The 17,290-nt window shown below is 49.8% G+C and carries 15 protein-coding genes; 10 read left to right on the forward strand and 5 right to left on the reverse strand.

What is annotated here, in order from left to right:
* Positions 1–296: 296 nt before the first annotated feature.
* Genes T496_RS0111520 through T496_RS0111545 form a run of 6 tightly spaced genes read left to right on the forward strand, consistent with a single transcriptional unit; the run spans position 297 to position 8,639 of the window.
* The gene (locus tag T496_RS0111520) at positions 297–2,594 is read left to right on the forward strand and encodes an alpha-N-acetylglucosaminidase (protein ID WP_027450884.1); all 2,298 of its coding nucleotides are present in this window, start codon (positions 297–299) and stop codon (positions 2,592–2,594) included.
* Positions 2,584–3,660: an acyltransferase family protein gene (locus tag T496_RS0111525; RefSeq protein ID WP_027450885.1), complete on the forward strand. Its 1,077-nt coding sequence runs from the start codon at positions 2,584–2,586 to the stop codon at positions 3,658–3,660. Before T496_RS0111520 ends, T496_RS0111525 begins: the two co-directional genes overlap by 11 nt.
* A gap of 60 nt (positions 3,661–3,720) precedes the next feature.
* Positions 3,721–5,508, forward strand: coding sequence for a lysine--tRNA ligase (gene lysS, locus T496_RS0111530; protein WP_027450886.1), 1,788 nt, complete (start codon positions 3,721–3,723; stop codon positions 5,506–5,508).
* A 21-nt stretch (positions 5,509–5,529) separates the two neighbouring features.
* Entirely contained in the window at positions 5,530–6,525 is a 996-nt protein-coding gene (locus T496_RS0111535) for an NAD(P)H-dependent glycerol-3-phosphate dehydrogenase (RefSeq protein ID WP_027450887.1), read from the forward strand.
* Between the two features lie 39 nt (positions 6,526–6,564).
* The gene (locus T496_RS0111540) at positions 6,565–7,920 is read left to right on the forward strand and encodes a glucose-6-phosphate isomerase (RefSeq protein WP_027450888.1); all 1,356 of its coding nucleotides are present in this window, start codon (positions 6,565–6,567) and stop codon (positions 7,918–7,920) included.
* 5 nt (positions 7,921–7,925) lie between these two features.
* Positions 7,926–8,639, forward strand: a complete 714-nt coding sequence (locus T496_RS0111545) for an HAD family hydrolase (protein WP_027450889.1) — start codon at positions 7,926–7,928, stop codon at positions 8,637–8,639.
* A gap of 24 nt (positions 8,640–8,663) precedes the next feature.
* Here T496_RS0111545 and T496_RS0111550 read toward each other — a convergent pair whose 3' ends face one another.
* The 4 genes from T496_RS0111550 to T496_RS0111565 form a co-directional block, all read right to left on the reverse strand.
* The gene (locus T496_RS0111550; RefSeq protein ID WP_197018962.1) at positions 8,664–9,218 is read right to left on the reverse strand and encodes a DUF4738 domain-containing protein; all 555 of its coding nucleotides are present in this window, start codon (positions 9,216–9,218) and stop codon (positions 8,664–8,666) included.
* Positions 9,219–9,430: 212 nt separating this feature from the next.
* Positions 9,431–9,898 carry a DUF4890 domain-containing protein gene (locus T496_RS0111555; RefSeq protein ID WP_081783649.1) on the reverse strand — a complete coding sequence of 156 codons (468 nt, stop codon included), beginning with the start codon at positions 9,896–9,898 and terminating at the stop codon, positions 9,431–9,433.
* Positions 9,899–10,001: 103 nt separating this feature from the next.
* Entirely contained in the window at positions 10,002–10,682 is a 681-nt protein-coding gene (gene tsaA / locus T496_RS0111560) for a tRNA (N6-threonylcarbamoyladenosine(37)-N6)-methyltransferase TrmO (protein WP_027450892.1), read from the reverse strand.
* A gap of 14 nt (positions 10,683–10,696) precedes the next feature.
* Complete coding sequence (locus tag T496_RS0111565) at positions 10,697–13,207, reverse strand: DUF5686 family protein (protein WP_044111289.1); 2,511 nt, start codon at positions 13,205–13,207, stop codon at positions 10,697–10,699.
* A 126-nt stretch (positions 13,208–13,333) separates the two neighbouring features.
* On the opposite strand from T496_RS0111565, the gene T496_RS0111570 reads away from it, so the two are divergent.
* From T496_RS0111570 to T496_RS0111585, 4 genes are read left to right on the forward strand one after another with little or no spacing between them, the layout of a single operon-like run.
* The gene (locus tag T496_RS0111570; RefSeq protein ID WP_027450894.1) at positions 13,334–13,813 is read left to right on the forward strand and encodes a phosphatidylglycerophosphatase A family protein; all 480 of its coding nucleotides are present in this window, start codon (positions 13,334–13,336) and stop codon (positions 13,811–13,813) included.
* Positions 13,801–14,208, forward strand: a complete 408-nt coding sequence (locus T496_RS0111575) for a GtrA family protein (protein ID WP_027450895.1) — start codon at positions 13,801–13,803, stop codon at positions 14,206–14,208. The genes T496_RS0111570 and T496_RS0111575 overlap by 13 nt, the downstream gene beginning before the upstream one ends.
* A 16-nt stretch (positions 14,209–14,224) precedes the next feature.
* Positions 14,225–14,887, forward strand: coding sequence for a CDP-alcohol phosphatidyltransferase family protein (locus T496_RS0111580; RefSeq protein WP_027450896.1), 663 nt, complete (start codon positions 14,225–14,227; stop codon positions 14,885–14,887).
* Positions 14,874–15,839, forward strand: a complete 966-nt coding sequence (locus T496_RS0111585) for a phosphatase PAP2 family protein (protein WP_044111242.1) — start codon at positions 14,874–14,876, stop codon at positions 15,837–15,839. The genes T496_RS0111580 and T496_RS0111585 overlap by 14 nt, the downstream gene beginning before the upstream one ends.
* Before the next feature lie 175 nt (positions 15,840–16,014).
* Here T496_RS0111585 and T496_RS14130 read toward each other — a convergent pair whose 3' ends face one another.
* On the reverse strand, positions 16,015–17,262 hold the full coding sequence (locus tag T496_RS14130) for a sensor histidine kinase (RefSeq protein ID WP_052342218.1): 1,248 nt from the start codon (positions 17,260–17,262) through the stop codon (positions 16,015–16,017).
* Positions 17,263–17,290: the final 28 nt, after the last annotated feature.

A 17,290-nucleotide genomic window follows, 5' to 3' on the forward strand; every position in this document is an offset into this window, starting at 1 on the left:
CTCCCCTCCCTTCCGCTCGAGCTCTGCTCGCTTGCTACCGAAGGGACGCAAGAAGGGGAGGGGCAGGGGTGGGGTCTGTATCTCCATTGGCAGTTAGAACAACACTGACCCCACCCCCAACCCCTCCCCTACATGGGAGGGGAGGGGCTGCGCAAGGTTCAAACTAAGGAAGCTAGTTGTATGAACTAGAAATTAGGAGCCACTTCACTATGGGCTCCTATTTTTTTAGACGAACCTTTGGACACTACGTTTATTTTATATATCTTTGCAGCATGGAAAACAAACGAGAAAAAACAATGCGCAAGCTACTAATAACGATCGCCCTGTTTATCGCATGTCTGCACGTAGGCGCCACACCCATCGACGACCTGCTGGAACGTATAGACAAGGGAGCATCACGGAAATTCAAGGTGGAACTGAAAAGTGCCGACCACGACTTCTTCGAACTGGACCAGCAGGGACAGCGCGTAGTGGTAAGGGGCAACTCGTGGGTGAACATCGCCGTGGGCATCAACTGGTATCTGAAGTACTATGCTGGAATACACCTGACATGGAACCACATGACAGCTCAGCTGCCAAAGATACTGCCACGCGTCGAGAAACGTGAACGTCATGACACGCCCCTGACGTTGCGCTATGCATATAACTACTGTACGTTTTCTTACTCCATGGCCTTCTGGGACTGGGAGCGCTGGCAACAGGAGATTGACTGGCTGGCGCTGCACGGTGTCAACATGCCACTGGCTATTGTGGGTGAAGAATGCGTGTGGCGCGAGATGCTGCTGAAGCTGGGATACAGCGAGGAACAGATAGGACGATTCATTGCCGGACCGGCTTTCTTGGCGTGGTGGGAGATGAACAACCTGGAAGGATGGGGCGGACCACTGCCACGCTCGTGGTATGACCGCCAAGCACGGCTTCAGCGACAGATACTGAAACGTATGAAAGAACTGGGCATGCACCCTGTATTGCCAGGCTATTGCGGTATGATGCCCTCAGATTATACCAACGACAAGAAGGTGCTGTGGAATGGTTTTACACGTCCGTCCAATGTTCCCACCACAGATCCACGCTTCGACGAAATCAGCAAGTTATACTACGACGAGCTGACACGGCTCTACGGTAAGGCCGACTACTACTCGATGGACCCATTCCATGAGAGCAGCGACGATGCTTCTATTGATTATGCTGAAGCTGGACGTAAACTCATGACGGCCATGAAAAGGGTAAACCCACGGGCCACATGGGTGATTCAGGGTTGGACCGAGAATCCTCGACCTGAGATGATTGATGCATTGAAACCGGGCGACCTGCTTATATTGGACTTATTCTCGGAATGTCGCCCCATGTATGGAGCTCCATCAATTTGGCGTCGTAAGGATGGTTACAAACAACACCAATGGCTGTTCTGCTTACTCCAGAACTTTGGCGCCAACGTAGGTTTGCATGGACGTATGGATCAATTACTGGACAATTTCTACAACGTGAACCAGCCCACCATGAAGGGCATTGGTTTCACCATGGAGGGCACAGAGAACAACCCCGTGATGTTTGAACTGATGAGCGAGCTGCCCTGGCGCCCCCAAAAGTTCGAAAAAGAGCAGTGGGTCAAAGGCTATGTGAAGGCGAGATACGGCCTTCCAACAACCACCGATGAGAAAGGAAAGAATGCCGACAACACCTCTCACCTCTCACTTCTCACTTCTCACTTAGAAGATGCTTGGCTTCTTCTTGCCCGTACCATCTACAACTGTCCGGCAGGCAACAACCAGCAGGGCCCTCACGAGAGCATCTTCTGCGGTCGTCCGTCACAAAACAATTTCCAGGCTTCATCATGGTCGAAGATGAAGAACTACTACACGCCCGCCTCTACACTGGAGGCAGCACGACTTTTCCTAGAGGGCGTCACACCGATACTTGCGAACAGCGATGACAGCAAGGCCATTTCACCGACCGGCTGCGAGCGAGCTGCTTTCGACCTGGTTGACATCACCCGCCAGGCGCTGGCCGACCAGGCTCGCGTGCAATATCAGCACACCATTGCTGACTATAAGGCCTTCGACATTGATGCTTTCCGCCGCGACAGTCAGCGTTTCCTCGAGATGCTACTGCTACAAGACGAACTGCTTGGCACCTGCCGAGAGTTCCGACTGGGCCACTGGCTGGAGGCTGCCAAACGCTGTGGTACCACCACCGAAGAGCAACAGCTCTACGAATGGAATGCACGTGTGCAGATCACCACGTGGGGAAATCGCTACTGTGCCGACACAGGCGGACTGCGCGACTATGCGCACAAGGAGTGGCAGGGACTACTGAAGGATTTCTATTATCCCCGTTGGAAAACTTATTTCGATGCGTTGCTGGCGCAAATGGAAGCTCAGCTACACCCGCAACCCGAACTGTTAGGTGGCGGACCGAACGCCAACAAGACTGCTGCCGAACTCTTTGCAATGGCTCTGCCACAAGAGGTAGTCATCGACTGGTATGCCATGGAAGAACCATGGACAAAGGCTCATAACATTTACTCTGCAGAACCCGAAGGTAACACGCTTCAGGTGGCACAAAAAATCATGAAATTTCTCTATGGAAAATAAACAAAGACTGCTGTCGCTGGACATCCTGCGCGGCATGACCGTAGCTGGCATGATATTAGTAAACAATGGCTACGGCGAATCGTTCACCATGCTGGGACACTCTCGATGGAACGGACTGACGCCCTGCGACCTGGTTTTCCCGTTCTTTCTTTTCATCGTTGGCATTGCTTGTTATCTGTCACTGGCTAAAGGAGGATTCACCCCCACCCCACAAACACTGCGACACATTGCCAAGCGTACGATATTACTCTTCGTGATAGGCCTGGCCATCAATTGGTTTCATGATGCCCTGAAAGGCGACCCTCTAGGATTCGACCACCTGCGTCTGTGGGCGGTGATGCAACGAATAGCCCTATGTTATGGCGCTGTATCACTCATCGCGCTATACATGAATCATCGTTACATCGTGCCTCTTGTCATAGCGCTTTTGAGCGGATATACATTATTAATAATATGGGGCAATGGCTATAGCGAGGATGCCACACAGAACATACTGGCACGGGCCGACAGGAGCCTGTTTGGCTACGCCCATCTCTACCACAAGAGTCCTGTGGATCCCGAAGGACTGCTGGGCACCATCTCCAGCATTGCCCACGTCCTGATAGGCTTCTACTGCGGCAAGTCCATCTACATGGCTAAAAGCGTGGAACACAAGGTAATGGGACTCTTCGTCATTGGCACCGTATGTCTGGTGGCAGGCTATCTGTTGAGCTTCGGACTGCCACTGAACAAACGCATCTGGAGCCCCTCATACGTGTTGGTAACCTGTGCGCTGGCAGCCTTGCTGCAAGCCCTGTTGATGTGGCTGATTGACATTCGTCAAAAAAACAGATGGTCTGAGCCTTTCCGAGTCTTTGGAATGAATGCGCTGGCTCTCTACGTGGCAAGTGAGTTACTCTCCATCATTTTCAATCAAACTGGTATTAACGACCTAGTTTACAACGCATTACACACGTTTATCATTCCACTTAAATGGGCTTCATTGGCCTACGCACTCACTTTCGTTGCGCTAAACTATGCTATTGGTTACGCACTCTACAGAAAGCAAATTTATATTAAATTATAAACAGTATCATTTTTTTTTAGTAACTTTGCGGCCTAAAAGAATATATTCGAATATAAAGATATGAACGTACTTGAACTGAGTGAACAAGAAATTCTTCGCCGACAGTCGCTCGACGAACTGCGCAAGATGGGCATCAACCCCTACCCTGCTGCAGAGTATTCCGTAAATGCATGGAGCACAGATATCATTGAAAACTTCGAGGATCTGCCAGTCATCGGTAAGGATGAAGAAGGCAACGACGTGCGCGAGACTGCCACACCTGAGAACAGCCGCATGGTGAGCATCGCAGGCCGTATCATGAGCAAGAGCATCATGGGTAAGGCTGCCTTTGCCAAACTGCAGGACTCTAAGGGGCGCATACAGGTGTATGTGCAGCGCGACTCTATCTGTCCCGATGAGAATAAAGACCTCTACAACATCGTGTTCAAGAAGTTACTGGATTTGGGCGACTTCATCGGCGTAAAGGGCTACGTATTCCGTACTAAGACGGGCGAAATCAGTGTTCACGTCATGGAGATGACCGTACTGAGCAAGAGTCTGAAGCCACTGCCCGTGGTGAAAACCGATGCCGACGGAAAGGTTTACGACGCCTTCGACGATCCCGAGCTTCGTTATCGTCAGCGCTACGTTGACTTGATTGTAAATGCAGGCGTAAAAGATACGTTCCTCAAGCGTGCCACCATCATTCGCACCATGCGTAGCATTCTGGACAATGCTGGCTACACCGAGGTGGATACACCTATCTTGCAGAACATCGCTGGTGGTGCATCGGCTCGTCCGTTCATCACACACTTCAATGCCCTGAATCAGGACATGTATATGCGTATTGCCACAGAGCTCTATCTGAAGCGCCTCATTGTGGGTGGCTTCGAGGGTGTCTATGAGATGGGCAAGAACTTCCGCAACGAGGGTATGGACAAGACCCACAACCCGGAGTTCACCTGCATGGAGCTCTATGTGAGCTACAAGGACCTGCTGTGGGGTATGACCTTCACAGAGAAGATGCTGGAGGAGATTTGTACAGCCGTAAACGGTAAGCCTGAGGTTGAGATCGATGGTAAGGTTATCTCATTCAAGGCTCCCTTCCGCCGTCTGCCTATCCTCGATGCTATCAAAGAAAAGACTGGTTTCGACTGCGACGGCAAGAGCGAGGACGAGATTCGTCAGTTCTGCCTCTCAAAGGGCATGGAGGTTGACGAGACCATGGGTAAGGGTAAGCTCATCGACGAACTCTTTGGCGAGTTCTGCGAAGGCAGCTTTATTCAGCCCACCTTCATCACCGACTATCCCGTGGAGATGTCGCCCCTGACCAAGATGCACCGTTCTAAGCCCGGCCTTACCGAGCGTTTCGAGCTGATGGTGAATGGTAAGGAGTTGGCCAATGCCTACTCTGAGTTGAACGACCCCATCGACCAGGAGGAGCGCTTCAAGGAGCAGATGCGACTGGCCGACAAGGGCGACGACGAGGCTATGATTATCGACCACGACTTCTTGCGTGCACTGCAGTACGGTATGCCACCAACCTTCGGTATCGGTATCGGTATCGACCGTCTGGTGATGTTGCTCACTGGTAAGTTTGCCATCGGCGAGGTGATGCTGTTCCCACAGATGAAACCTGAGAAGAAAGCACCTCAGAGCAGCATCCAGGAGTGGGCCGCAATTGGCGTAGCCGAGGATTGGGTCTATGTACTGCGTAAGGCTGGTTTCTATTTGATTCAAGATATCAAGAACGAGAAGCCTCAGGGCTTGCAGCAGAAGATCGGCGACATCGTCAAGAAATACAAGCTCGACCTGCAGAAGCCAAGTGTTGACGAGGTAGCAGCTTGGATTGAAAAGGCACAAGCCTAATTTCAATTAGCAATTAGTCTCATGTTCGACTGCGGAAAAATAGCAATCATCGGTGGTGGCAGCTGGGCAACAGCTATAGCCAAGATTGTGGTGAGCCATACGCACCACATAGGTTGGTATATGCGTCGCGATGATCAGATAGAAGATTTCAAGCGACTGAACCACAACCCAAGATACCTGACCGGTGTTCACTTCAACATCAACGAGATTGAGTTCGATAGCGACCTCAACAAGATTGTAGAGAAGTACGACACACTGGTATTTGTGGTACCATCGCCCTATCTGAAGAATCACCTGAGAAAGCTGAAGACACGTCTCAAGGATAAGTTCATTGTAACAGCCATCAAGGGTATCGTGCCCGACGAGAACCTCATCTGTTCGGAGTATTTCCATCAGGTGTTCGACGTGTCACACGACAACCTGGCTTGTTTGGGAGGTCCCTCGCATGCTGAAGAGGTGGCATTGGAACGACTGAGCTACCTCACCGTGGGATGCGCCAACCTGGAAAAAGCGCAAGCCTTTGCCGACGTGCTGACCAGCCAGTTTATCAAGACCAAGACATCGACCGACGTCATCGGCATTGAATACTCTTCGGTGCTGAAAAACGTATATGCCATCGCTGCCGGCATCTGCAACGGACTGAAGTTTGGCGACAACTTCCAAGCTGTGCTGATGGCTAACTCGGTACAGGAGATGGCGCGCTTCCTACAAGCTGTACACCCCATCGAGCGCAACGTGTGCGACTCAGCCTATCTGGGCGACCTGCTGGTGACAGGCTATTCAAACTTCTCGCGCAACCGCGTTTTCGGTACTATGATTGGTAAGGGCTATTCGGTGAAGAGCGCACAGATGGAGATGGAAATGATTGCCGAGGGCTACTTCGGTACCAAGTGCATGAAGGAAATCAACCGCCACTGGCATGTCAACATGCCTATTCTCGATGCTGTCTATAACATCCTATACGAGCGCATCACGCCGCAGATCGAGATTAAGTTGCTGACAGATTCATTCAGATAACAAATAGTAAACATACAACAACACTTTATATAGTAAGAAATGAAAAGTATTAGTCTTGACATCACAAAGGCAGCTTGCTTTCTTGAAGCAGGCGCAGTGAAGGCTTTCGAGCCTAAAGTGAAAGCCGCACAAGAGGCTTTAGAGAACGGCACATGCCCTGGCAACGACTTCCTCGGCTGGTTGCACCTGCCCTCATCTATCACACCCGCTTTCCTCGACGAGATTCAGGCCACAGCCAACGTGCTTCGCGAGAACTGCGAGGCTATCGTCGTAGCTGGTATCGGTGGTTCATACCTGGGCGCACGCGCCGTCATCGAGTCGCTGAGCAACTCGTTCACCTGGCTCATCCAGGACAAGAAGAACCCCACCATCCTCTTTGCAGGCAATAACATCGGTGAAGACTATCTGTTCGAACTGACAGAATACCTGAAAGGAAAGAAATTCGGCGTCATCAACATCTCTAAGAGTGGTACCACCACCGAGACTGCTCTGACCTTCCGTCTGCTGAAGAAGCAGTGCGAGGCTCAGCGTGGTAAGGAAGAGGCAAAGAAGGTGATCGTGGCTGTTACCGACGCTAAGCGCGGTGCTGCACGTACCTGTGCTGATAAGGAAGGCTACAAGAGCTTCATCATCCCCGACAACGTGGGTGGTCGTTTCTCTGTGCTGACTCCTGTAGGTCTACTGCCTATTGCTTGTGCTGGTTTCGATGTAAAGGCACTTGTTTCTGGTGCTCAGGATATGGAGAAGGCTTGTGGCAAGGATGTTCCCTTCGAGCAGAACCTCGCTGCACAGTATGCTGCCGTACGTAACGGTCTCTATCAGAACGGCAAGAAGATTGAGATCATGGTGAACTACCAGCCAAAGCTGCACTTCTTCTCTGAATGGTGGAAGCAGCTCTATGGCGAGTCAGAGGGTAAGGACGGCAAGGGCATCTTCCCTGCAAGCGTTGACTTCACCACCGACCTGCACTCTATGGGTCAGTGGATTCAGGAAGGCGAGCGCACCATCTTCGAGACAGTCATCTCTGTTGAGGAGCCTGAGAAAAAGCTGCTCTTCCCCGAGGATGAGGAGAACCTGGATGGTCTGAACTTCCTGGCCGGCAAGCGTGTTGACGAGGTCAACAAGATGGCTGAGCTGGGTACACGTCTGGCTCACGTGGATGGCGGTGTGCCCAACATGCGCATCAGCGTTCCACAGCTCAACGAGTACTACATCGGTCAGCTCATCTACTTCTTCGAGATCGCCTGCGGTATCAGTGGCAACATCCTTGAGGTGAACCCATTCAACCAGCCTGGTGTAGAGGCATACAAGAAGAACATGTTTGCCCTGCTCGAGAAGCCTGGCTATGAGGCTGAGACAAAGGCTATCAAGGCTCGCCTTGAAAGTGAGAAATAAAAGAAATGACAGAACAAGTTATTCAAGGATACTTAGAGAAACACGGCTTCGGGCAGTTTAGCCCGAAAGCCGTGCTTTTTGATATGGACGGGGTACTCTACGACTCGATGCCTAACCATGCCGTTGCTTGGCAGGAGTCGATGAAAACCTTCGGCATACACATGACAGCCAACGATGCCTACGCCACTGAAGGTGCACGTGGCATCGACACCATACGTATGATGGTGAAACAACAACAAGGACGCGATATCTCGTTGGAAGAAGCTCAACGCATGTACGACGAGAAGACCCGTCTGTTTCATCTGATGCCTGAAGCCAAGATGATGCCTGGCATACAGGATCTAATGAAGAAGATACATGCAGATGGATTGTCTATCGGTGTGGTTACAGGCAGCGGACAGCGGCCTTTGATAGAACGCCTGCTACACGATTTCAGTGACTACCTGGACGAGAGTCGCATCGTCACTGCCTACGACGTGAAACGAGGGAAGCCCAATCCCGATCCTTATCTGATGGGACTCGAGAAAGCAGGCTATCTGAAACCATGGGAAGCTATCGTTGTAGAGAATGCGCCCTTAGGCGTGAAAGCAGGAGTAGCGGCCCGCATATTCACTATTGCCGTAAATACGGGGCCGCTTGAAGACGATATTCTGAAAAACGCAGGAGCTAATCTGGTATTCCCAACGATGGTATCGTTGGCAGAACACTGGGCAATTTAAAATACTACTAATCAGTTATTGCCCTCAATCTTCAGCGTCATCGTCAAATTCATCTAACATATCATTATCCACCTTGATGGCCATCCCCTGCTGAGCATTGATGGTCAACTCGAGTGGAAGATATTCATCATCCAACGCATCGGGGTGGGCTATTGCTACAGAGAACTCCAGTTCGCCATTATCCACCTCGTTGAAACGCATGCTTGACAACAGACCGTTGCGCTGATAGTCGGCATTCAGATAAGAAGCGAACGTGCTTTTCGAGAATTTCTTGTGGAAGAAAACCGACTGGTCACTTCTCAACACAGTCAACGTCACATAGTTATCTTTATACTTTTGTCCTATCTCGTCAGAGAGCATCGGCAGACTGTCGCTTGCTGTGCGGTCTATCTTGACATAATAAACAGCATTCTTCCAGCGAACAGTGTCCGACAAATGTTCGTCGTTCATAGCGATAGGAGCCTGTGGACGTTTAGGCACATACTTTGTCGTTATGATATCTTCTTGTTTCTTTTTCTCCTTACAGGCGCCAAGCATCATGATGCCGACAACCAGCATGATTGGTAGCAAATATCTCATAGTGGGGGCAAAGTTACGAAAAGTTGAGAGAAATACAAAAAGAAAAGAAACAATTTTCTTTTTTATTTCCGAAACGCAGTAACTTCGCAACTTTTGTTGCAGAGTTACGAAAAGTTGAGAAAAGTGCAAAAGGAATAAAGAAGAAATCAACAAAAAAAACGCAAAGAGCATCGTGAGCTCATTGCGTTTCTCTTTTATCCTAATTTACAATCTTAATCCTTTTTAGGGCGACGATCTCCGTTAAAACGAGGATTCTGTCGCATCATCTTCTTCACGTCTTCAGTATATGCCTTGTACTGTTTCTCAGTAAAAATGGTCTTCAGCTCAGCCTCATACGCCTCTTGATTCTTGCGCATTGCCTGGCGGATAGAATCTCTGTTAGCCTGCGATAAGTGCTGTCTCATCTGCTGACCACCATTGCGCTGCATACCACCATGACGTCCGCCACGCATGCCGCGCTCGCCACGCATATTCTTGGCATACTTTGTGTTCAGTTCTTTCAACTTAGCCGTTTGTTCCTCGTTAAGTCCATAGCTCTCCGCCATCTTCTTGGTGCGCTGATTAATCATCTCAGTAGGATTAAACTGTCTACGGTTCTGCTTCACACGAGTTGAATCTTGAGCTACTGCACTCATACTGATGGTCATCATGGCGACCAAAGCTAAAACTATCTTTTTCATTGTCTTTTTCCTCTTTCTTTTTGTTTGTTAATACTATGGTTTAACAGTTGCAACTGTTTCTTTGATGCAACCATACAAGAAAGGTTTAACAATGAAAGATATATTAATGAATTTTAGCAATCTCGAGTACTGTCAAGACCCCATTTTCCACTTTGAAACGAACATCCCTACCAGCAAATGGCATTCCATAGACACGCGATTCATCGTGATGATAGCGAGGACGTGGATCTTGAGAGAGCACCTGACGCAGTCCCTTCAGTTCAACCTCAGAAAACTGCGAGGCCAAGGCGTCGGGCAGTTGTACGGTGAGTGGTTGCCACTCCACCCTATCCACGAAACCACTACGTGCATCAGGACGACTGTCGGCATACACCACATAAGGTTTAATATCATAGATAGGCGTTCCATCCATCAGGTCGGCACCAGCCACATGTATCACCGGACCATCCAGAGTGTTTATCTCCACCTTATTTATATATACGCACGAAAGTCCCAGACGGTTGGGCCGAAAGGGTGAACGCGAGGCGAACACCCCCACTCGCTCGTTACCTCCCAGTCGTGGTGGGCGCACCGTCAGGTTAGCATTCTCCACGCGATTGCCGCTGAACTCCCATATCAACCAAAGGTAGTCGAACTGGTCAAGTCCACGTATCGCATCGGGATTCTGAAACTCTGGTACAAAAACGATGGTGCCCTGCAAGTCGTTCATCAATCCACTTTGTCGAGGAATGCCAAACTTAGAGGTCATGGGCGAATGGAAATAGGCTATAGGTTCAATGTTCATCTTTACGAAACGATTTAGAAAGTGGCACGCAACAAGATGCGTATGCCCTGTTTGCTGACGCCGGGGTTGTTCAGGTACGACAGACGTCTCACATACTGTACCTGTAATATCTTGAATATGTTGTGAACACCAACAGACAGTTCCCAGTAGGGTTTATGACCATCCATCACATTGTAGGCGCCATCAGGGAAAGCCATTAGGATGTCGCTCTGCGCATTCTCAGCCAAACAAGGGTTGTTTTTATCTGTCAGACTACCCCACAAGCACTTCACGCCTACCCATTCACGCCATTTCAGATGACGCAGCAACGGGATACGGTTGAAAATCTTGCCATTCATGTTCCAGTCGATCATCAGCGAAGCATAGCGGTCGTTCAAGAACTCCATATTGTTCAATAAGTTAAACGACTCACGCTGCAACACATAACTCAAGTTGGCTGCTGGCATGATCAGTAGCGGATAAGGAACCTGGTTCCACTGGGCACCCACCTTGAGATAGGTATCCACACGTCCCCATGCCATTGGCAACCAGAAACGATTAGAGAACTGCGCTTCCGTGAAGTTATAGTTATAGTGTCCACCCAGCACGCCATCGAAGCCCATCGTATGTTTCAACTCCAAGACGTTAATCTCCTTGTTCAGCACATGACGTCGCTGCTTGGTGTTCACATAGGTCTCGCCTGGCGACAGACGGATACCGACGGTAGCTTCCGTATAGCGTAGCGACGTCAGCAACTGTTGGTCACGGAGCCTTTTCATCTCCATGCTGCCAATAGATGTCACCTTCTCGGTCTTTGCCTCTAGCAAATACTTGATGCCCCACTCTTTCTCGTATTCAAACTTCAGCGACTGGGTATTATAGAGGAACATCTTGTCCACATCCGTCACCTTGAACGACGTGAACACGTTGTCCTTGTCGGTAGTCAGGAACTTATCGCTAGGCATGGCCACATCGCGCAACGACTGGAAGGTGATGGCCTGCTTCGGAAACTCTCGAGGTAGGTACTCCGGACGATTGAAGGTATAGGTCACCTCACCACTATAGTAGTTCTGCTTAGACTTTATGCCACGGGCATAATAGCCCTTCAGGAACAAGTGTGGATGAAGATTGGCGGTGGTCTGTGCACTAGCTCTTAGACGCCACTTGTCGTAGAAGTTCTGCGACACAATCGTGTTGATAGGACCAATATCAACCTTGCTGGGATGCTCCTTGGTGCCCGTCTCTAAATAGTTCTCGAAGAGCGCCTTCAAGCCAAACATGATATATTGGAAGCCCTTCATCTGTTGCATGCCTTTCACAAACTGACTCATCGAGGCTTCGCTGCGGGTCAACTCCACCTGTCGATATTGATGCCAGAAGGCCTCATCACGCCGCTCAGCATCGGGTGCTTTTGTCTGTTTCTTGTTTCCACCCAACAGATGGTCAGGCAAGACATCAAACGAGAAGTCGCTACGACGGGTGTTTCTCACCACCATCATCTTCTGGACGAAATCGGAAACCATCAGTTCCACAATCATATCATCGATGCCCAACACCCACTCGCCATTATCCAGCTGCACAAACTCTTGCAGGCACTGCATGTTCTCTACCCAGTTCAGTTCACTGGAACTGGGAACGGTCAGTTCGCAACGGCGCACCTGGTAAGACGAGTCTGCCAACACATAGAGTTGTCCGCGAAAACCAACATCCTGTTGGTTGTTAGGTGTAAAGTCAAGATGATAACAGAGATCATTACCCACATACACGGTGTCTGTGATGTAATAGCGATAGAAAGCAATGGCATTCCGACCTATAGGACTGGTGAACGACTGTCGGAGTATCTGTATCTGGTCGTCGTAGATATCCACATCGGCAAACACGTCTTTCATCACTGCCGTCAGGATATCGCCCGTCTGGAACAGGTCGTTGACACCATTTGACGTCTGCCCAATCACCACCTGTCGCTCTGTCTCTGGCTGTTTTCTGTAATATTCCTTCGTCACGGTTTCCTCGAGCGATACCGGCAGCACCAGCTTATTGTTGTAGGGCGACACCTCCACCTGATTCAGCAGCCATGCATGTTTTTTGAACATGCCGTGGTCGATAGTCTTAGGTGTCAGGTCGTTCAGTCCCAGCATGATTTTCTGGTAGTTGCAGTACTGATAATAGTCGTGACTCTTCAACCTGTTATGACGACGATGGGCTATCACCTTCCGCATCAGTTCCACGGCAGGGTTGTTCTTTCTACTATACCTCGCACGCTTTGACTTGATCGTAACCTCCTGTATCTGTTGCGACTCGGCCGAAAGACGTATCACCAGGTGTTTTGGTGTGGACGAGGTCACATTGACCACATGCGTCACGTACCCCACCGAACTGATACTCAAAGCCCAACCAATATGTCGGGGAATGGTGAACCGCCCCTCTCCGTCGCACGAGACAGCCACACTGTTTCCACTATACTTGACGCTGGCATAAGGCACAGGACCTCCGTCATGAGCATCGATAACCTCGCCGGTTATCTGTGCCAATGCCGCCTGCACCATCAGCAGAAGGAGAGAAAACAGTAATATACGACGTTTCAAGCTATAGTAGTTTTTAACAATTAAACAGTGCAAAGTTACGAAATAATTTCGTAATATCAAATAAAATATTTACTTTTGCACGCAACAATGAAAAGAGTACCCTTCATTCCTACCATCATAGCCACAGGCCTGGGCGCTGGCTTCTGGCCTTGGGGACCTGGCACTGCTGGTGCGGTGTTGGCTACGGTCATCTGGTTGGCGTTGTCACAATTGTTGACACCAACTATCGTCATGCTCATCACTGCTGGTCTCATCCTGCTGTTTACGTGGTTGGGCACATGGGCTACAGACAGATTGGCACCCTATTGGGGCGATGACCCCAGCAGAGTGGTCATCGACGAGATGATTGGGGTGTGGGTGCCGCTGTTGCTGGCATGCAACTGGTGGACGGCGCTGGTAGCACTGCTCTTGTTTCGTTTCTTCGATATCGTGAAACCATTGGGCATCCGTTCTCTCGACAGACGTAAAGGTGCTTTCTGGGTGATGGCCGACGACCTGTTGGCTGGCATCTACTCTGCCATTGTGCTGGCTGTCATCATCTTTTTCTCAGACGCATGGGCAAGATAAAACACGAACTATGGACCTTCTGCAAAGCACAGCTTTCCGCCCAGGCTGCCACGCTCATCGACTTTGGCATTTCTATCTTTCTTGCAGAGGTGGCAGGCCTCTGGTATCTCTATGCCACGTTTATCGGTGCGCTCACAGGCGGCGTTTGCAACTGTGTATTCAACTACCGTTGGGTGTTCGACAATGAAGGATTGAAGAAGAAGAAGGTGGCCTTCCGCTATACCATCGTATGGATTGGCAGCATTCTGCTGAACACCCTCGGCACCTACGCCCTCACAGAGTTCTCCCGCTACTACTTCATCATCACCAAGGCCATCGTGTCGGTGGTGGTTGCCGTGTTCTGGAACTACCAGCTGCAACGGCTCTTCGTCTATAAATCGTCACTAAAAGAATAAATTCACAACAAGTAATATGAACTACAGAGATTTTCTACAAAAGGTTATCTACGTCATTATCAACCCTATCATCAAAGGAATGATTCGCATCGGGTTGACACCTAATATCGTAACTGCACTGGGATTCGTTGGCAATCTGGTGGCCACTTATTTGTTTATCAAGGCTTCCCTCGCCTTCCCCTATGAAGACTGCAAAGCCTATCCCTTCATTGCATGGGGCGGCGGCATCATCCTTTTTGCCGGTTTGTTCGACATGATGGACGGACGACTGGCACGTATGGGCAACATGTCTTCCACCTTTGGCGCACTTTGGGATTCTACACTCGACCGCTATAGCGAGCTGGTGACCCTCTTTGGCATCTGCCTGCTGTTTATCAAAGCTGGCGATGACTGGTTCTGGATGGGCGTCACCACCTTTGCTGCCATGGTTGGTTCGGTGATGGTGAGCTACGTTCGTGCACGTGCTGAAGGTCTCAACATCGAATGCAAGGTGGGACTGATGCAGCGCCCAGAACGTGTGGTTGTCACTGCCGTGGTGGCCATCATCACGGGTTGCACCCTGAACCTCTGGTGGCTGGCTGGCGGCATGATCCTCATTGCTGTACTGGCCAACATCACTGCCTTCTGGCGCATCGCTCATTGTTACAAGGAACTGAAGAAGAAAGATGAAGGGAAGTAAGCTATTCTCTCTTGAAGGCTTGTCACGTCGCGAGATCATTCTGGTCCTCGTGTGCTGTTTGATTTTCCTGTTGCTGCAGGGAATCGTTGTAGGACTCATCCCCGCACAGATTGTGATGGTGGCGCTGTTTCTCCTACTCTACTTTGCACACGACTACACCAGGAAGATGGCGGTGGCTCTGCTGCCATTTGTCGCATTCGAGATTAGCTACGACTGGATGCGCCTTTATCCCAACTATCTGGTGAACGAGGTTGACACTCAGGCCATCTACGAGACTGAAAAACAGCTATTTGGCATCAGCGATGGCGCCAAAAGCATCATCCCCGGCGAGTTCTTCATGAACCACAACCATGCCGTGGCCGACTTCATGGCTGGCATCTTCTACCTGTGTTGGGTTCCACTCCCCATTGCCTTCGGACTCTATCTGTTTATCAAAGGCAGACGCCGCGACTATCTGCGCTTTGCACTGGCTTTTCTTTTTGTAAACTGGGTGGGATTTATTGGCTATTACATTCACCCCACAGCGCCACCTTGGTACGTGCTTCAGTATGGTTTCACCCCCGATTTCAGCACCCCAGGCAATGTGGCAGGATTGATACGCTTTGACGAGATGATTGGCATTCCCGTGTTCCAAAGTATCTACGTGAACAATTCCAACATCTTTGCAGCAGTACCCTCACTTCATGCGGCCTATATGCTCATCGCCACTATCTATAGTGTGATTAGTCGTCGTTCGTGGTTCTGCACCACCGTCTTTGCCATTGTCACCGTGGGCATCTGGTGGACAGCGGTTTATTCCTGCCACCACTACATCATCGATGTGCTTCTAGGCATAGCCACAGCCTGCATAGGCGTAGCACTGTTTGAGAAGCTGTTAATGAGGTGGAGCGTCTTCTCGCGGTTCTTCAATGCCTATTCGAGATACATTGGTGAAAACTCCGTACGGGGATAATACAAAAGTGCCACTTTGCGAAGGCTAAAGTGGCACTTTTCTTATGCAATAGTGGCACTTTCATCATGCAATAGTGGCACCATAAGCTGATCAAACAGCAAGAATAAAGTTGCTGTTGCACTTGAAGAAAGAAAAAGAAAAGCTTATGCCTACGTCCTATGCTGCAGCCATCACACTACTGAATAGGTATTTCAAACCAGAAGGTGGAGCCTTCGTTCAATACCGATTCCACGCCTACCTGTCCACCCAGACTGTAGGCCAAGGTGCGACAAAGACTCAAGCCGAGGCCGGCACCCGGTATAAACTCATCGACTTTGAAGAAGCGCTCGAAGATGCGCTCCTGGTTTTCGGGTGCAATACCCTTACCAGTATCGCGCACCCAGACACGGATACGACCATCTACGGGAGCGTCATATCCCACCACAATGCTGCCGGCATCGGTAAACTTAACTGCATTGTTCAAGAGGTGTTTCAGAATTTCGCAGACACGGTTCAGGTCGGATGTAACCATCTGTGCCTCACAGGCAAACTGAGTAGTCATCGTGACACCAGGCTTACAGTCGTGCTGACAACTGTCCACATGCTCCGACAGAATCATGCCCAACTCAAAGTTGGTCATCACCAGTTCATCCTCGCCAGCTTCAATCTTCGAAATACTTACCACATCATCGATGATGCGCAACAGCTTGGTGGTGTTCTCATTCACCAATGCCAGCAAGCTCTTGCGCTCCTCCTCGTCTGTCACATCAGGCAAGATACCCGTAAAGCCCACAATGGCGTTCAAAGGTGTACGTATCTCATGACTGATATTGGCCACAAAAGCCGTCTTCAGACGGTCACTTTCTTCTGCTCGGTTGCGGGCTGTAATCAGCTCGGTCTCAATACTTTTCTGCTCGTCAATACGCATCGTAGCACCAGCAATGGTGATAGGTTTTCCATCCACATCGCGCTCGGCAATCGTTGCGTAGCTATCAGCCCAGTAAGTATCTTTTGAGTGAGGCACTTTCACCTTGTACTGCGCCCTACCCAACTCCAAACGTCCGTTGACAAGGTCTTCAAAGTTCTTGATCACAAGCTGCCGTCCTGGCTCTTCAATTACAGAAAAGACTTCTTCAAGAGGCGTACCGGGAAGCGGTGCATAGCAATCACTACCTTCACGGAAATCATTATCGAAGGTAATCTGGCGCTGTCTGACATCCAAATGCCAGGTGGACAGGTGCATCGCTTTAAGTATCAACTCGTATTCCACATTATGCTTCTTGACCTTGTCCAGCTGTTTCAGTTCATAGTCAAGATTCTTCGTAATGCCATGCTGATAGTAAAGCAACCATATCGACAACAGAATAGCGCCTATGAGTCCGGCCCATAGGAAGATGCTCGACATGCTCGATTGATGATTGACGTAAAGCAGTATTTCCTCCATATTTTGCAAAATTACGAATTAATTTCTA

The sequence above is a fragment of the Xylanibacter brevis P6B11 genome, assembly GCF_000621825.1.
Taxonomy (GTDB): domain Bacteria; phylum Bacteroidota; class Bacteroidia; order Bacteroidales; family Bacteroidaceae; genus Prevotella; species Prevotella brevis.

Coding starts and splice junctions, on each gene's coding strand:
- T496_RS0111520 (WP_027450884.1), top strand. CDS start 297: ATGCGCAAGCTACTAATAACGATCGCCCTGTTTATCGCATGTCTGCAC.
- T496_RS0111525 (WP_027450885.1), top strand. CDS start 2,584: ATGGAAAATAAACAAAGACTGCTGTCGCTGGACATCCTGCGCGGCATG.
- lysS (WP_027450886.1), top strand. CDS start 3,721: ATGAACGTACTTGAACTGAGTGAACAAGAAATTCTTCGCCGACAGTCG.
- T496_RS0111535 (WP_027450887.1), top strand. CDS start 5,530: ATGTTCGACTGCGGAAAAATAGCAATCATCGGTGGTGGCAGCTGGGCA.
- T496_RS0111540 (WP_027450888.1), top strand. CDS start 6,565: ATGAAAAGTATTAGTCTTGACATCACAAAGGCAGCTTGCTTTCTTGAA.
- T496_RS0111545 (WP_027450889.1), top strand. CDS start 7,926: ATGACAGAACAAGTTATTCAAGGATACTTAGAGAAACACGGCTTCGGG.
- T496_RS0111550 (WP_197018962.1), bottom strand. CDS start 9,218: ATGAGATATTTGCTACCAATCATGCTGGTTGTCGGCATCATGATGCTT.
- T496_RS0111555 (WP_081783649.1), bottom strand. CDS start 9,898: ATGAAAAAGATAGTTTTAGCTTTGGTCGCCATGATGACCATCAGTATG.
- tsaA (WP_027450892.1), bottom strand. CDS start 10,682: ATGAACATTGAACCTATAGCCTATTTCCATTCGCCCATGACCTCTAAG.
- T496_RS0111565 (WP_044111289.1), bottom strand. CDS start 13,207: ATGGTGCAGGCGGCATTGGCACAGATAACCGGCGAGGTTATCGATGCT.
- T496_RS0111570 (WP_027450894.1), top strand. CDS start 13,334: ATGAAAAGAGTACCCTTCATTCCTACCATCATAGCCACAGGCCTGGGC.
- T496_RS0111575 (WP_027450895.1), top strand. CDS start 13,801: ATGGGCAAGATAAAACACGAACTATGGACCTTCTGCAAAGCACAGCTT.
- T496_RS0111580 (WP_027450896.1), top strand. CDS start 14,225: ATGAACTACAGAGATTTTCTACAAAAGGTTATCTACGTCATTATCAAC.
- T496_RS0111585 (WP_044111242.1), top strand. CDS start 14,874: ATGAAGGGAAGTAAGCTATTCTCTCTTGAAGGCTTGTCACGTCGCGAG.
- T496_RS14130 (WP_052342218.1), bottom strand. CDS start 17,262: ATGGAGGAAATACTGCTTTACGTCAATCATCAATCGAGCATGTCGAGC.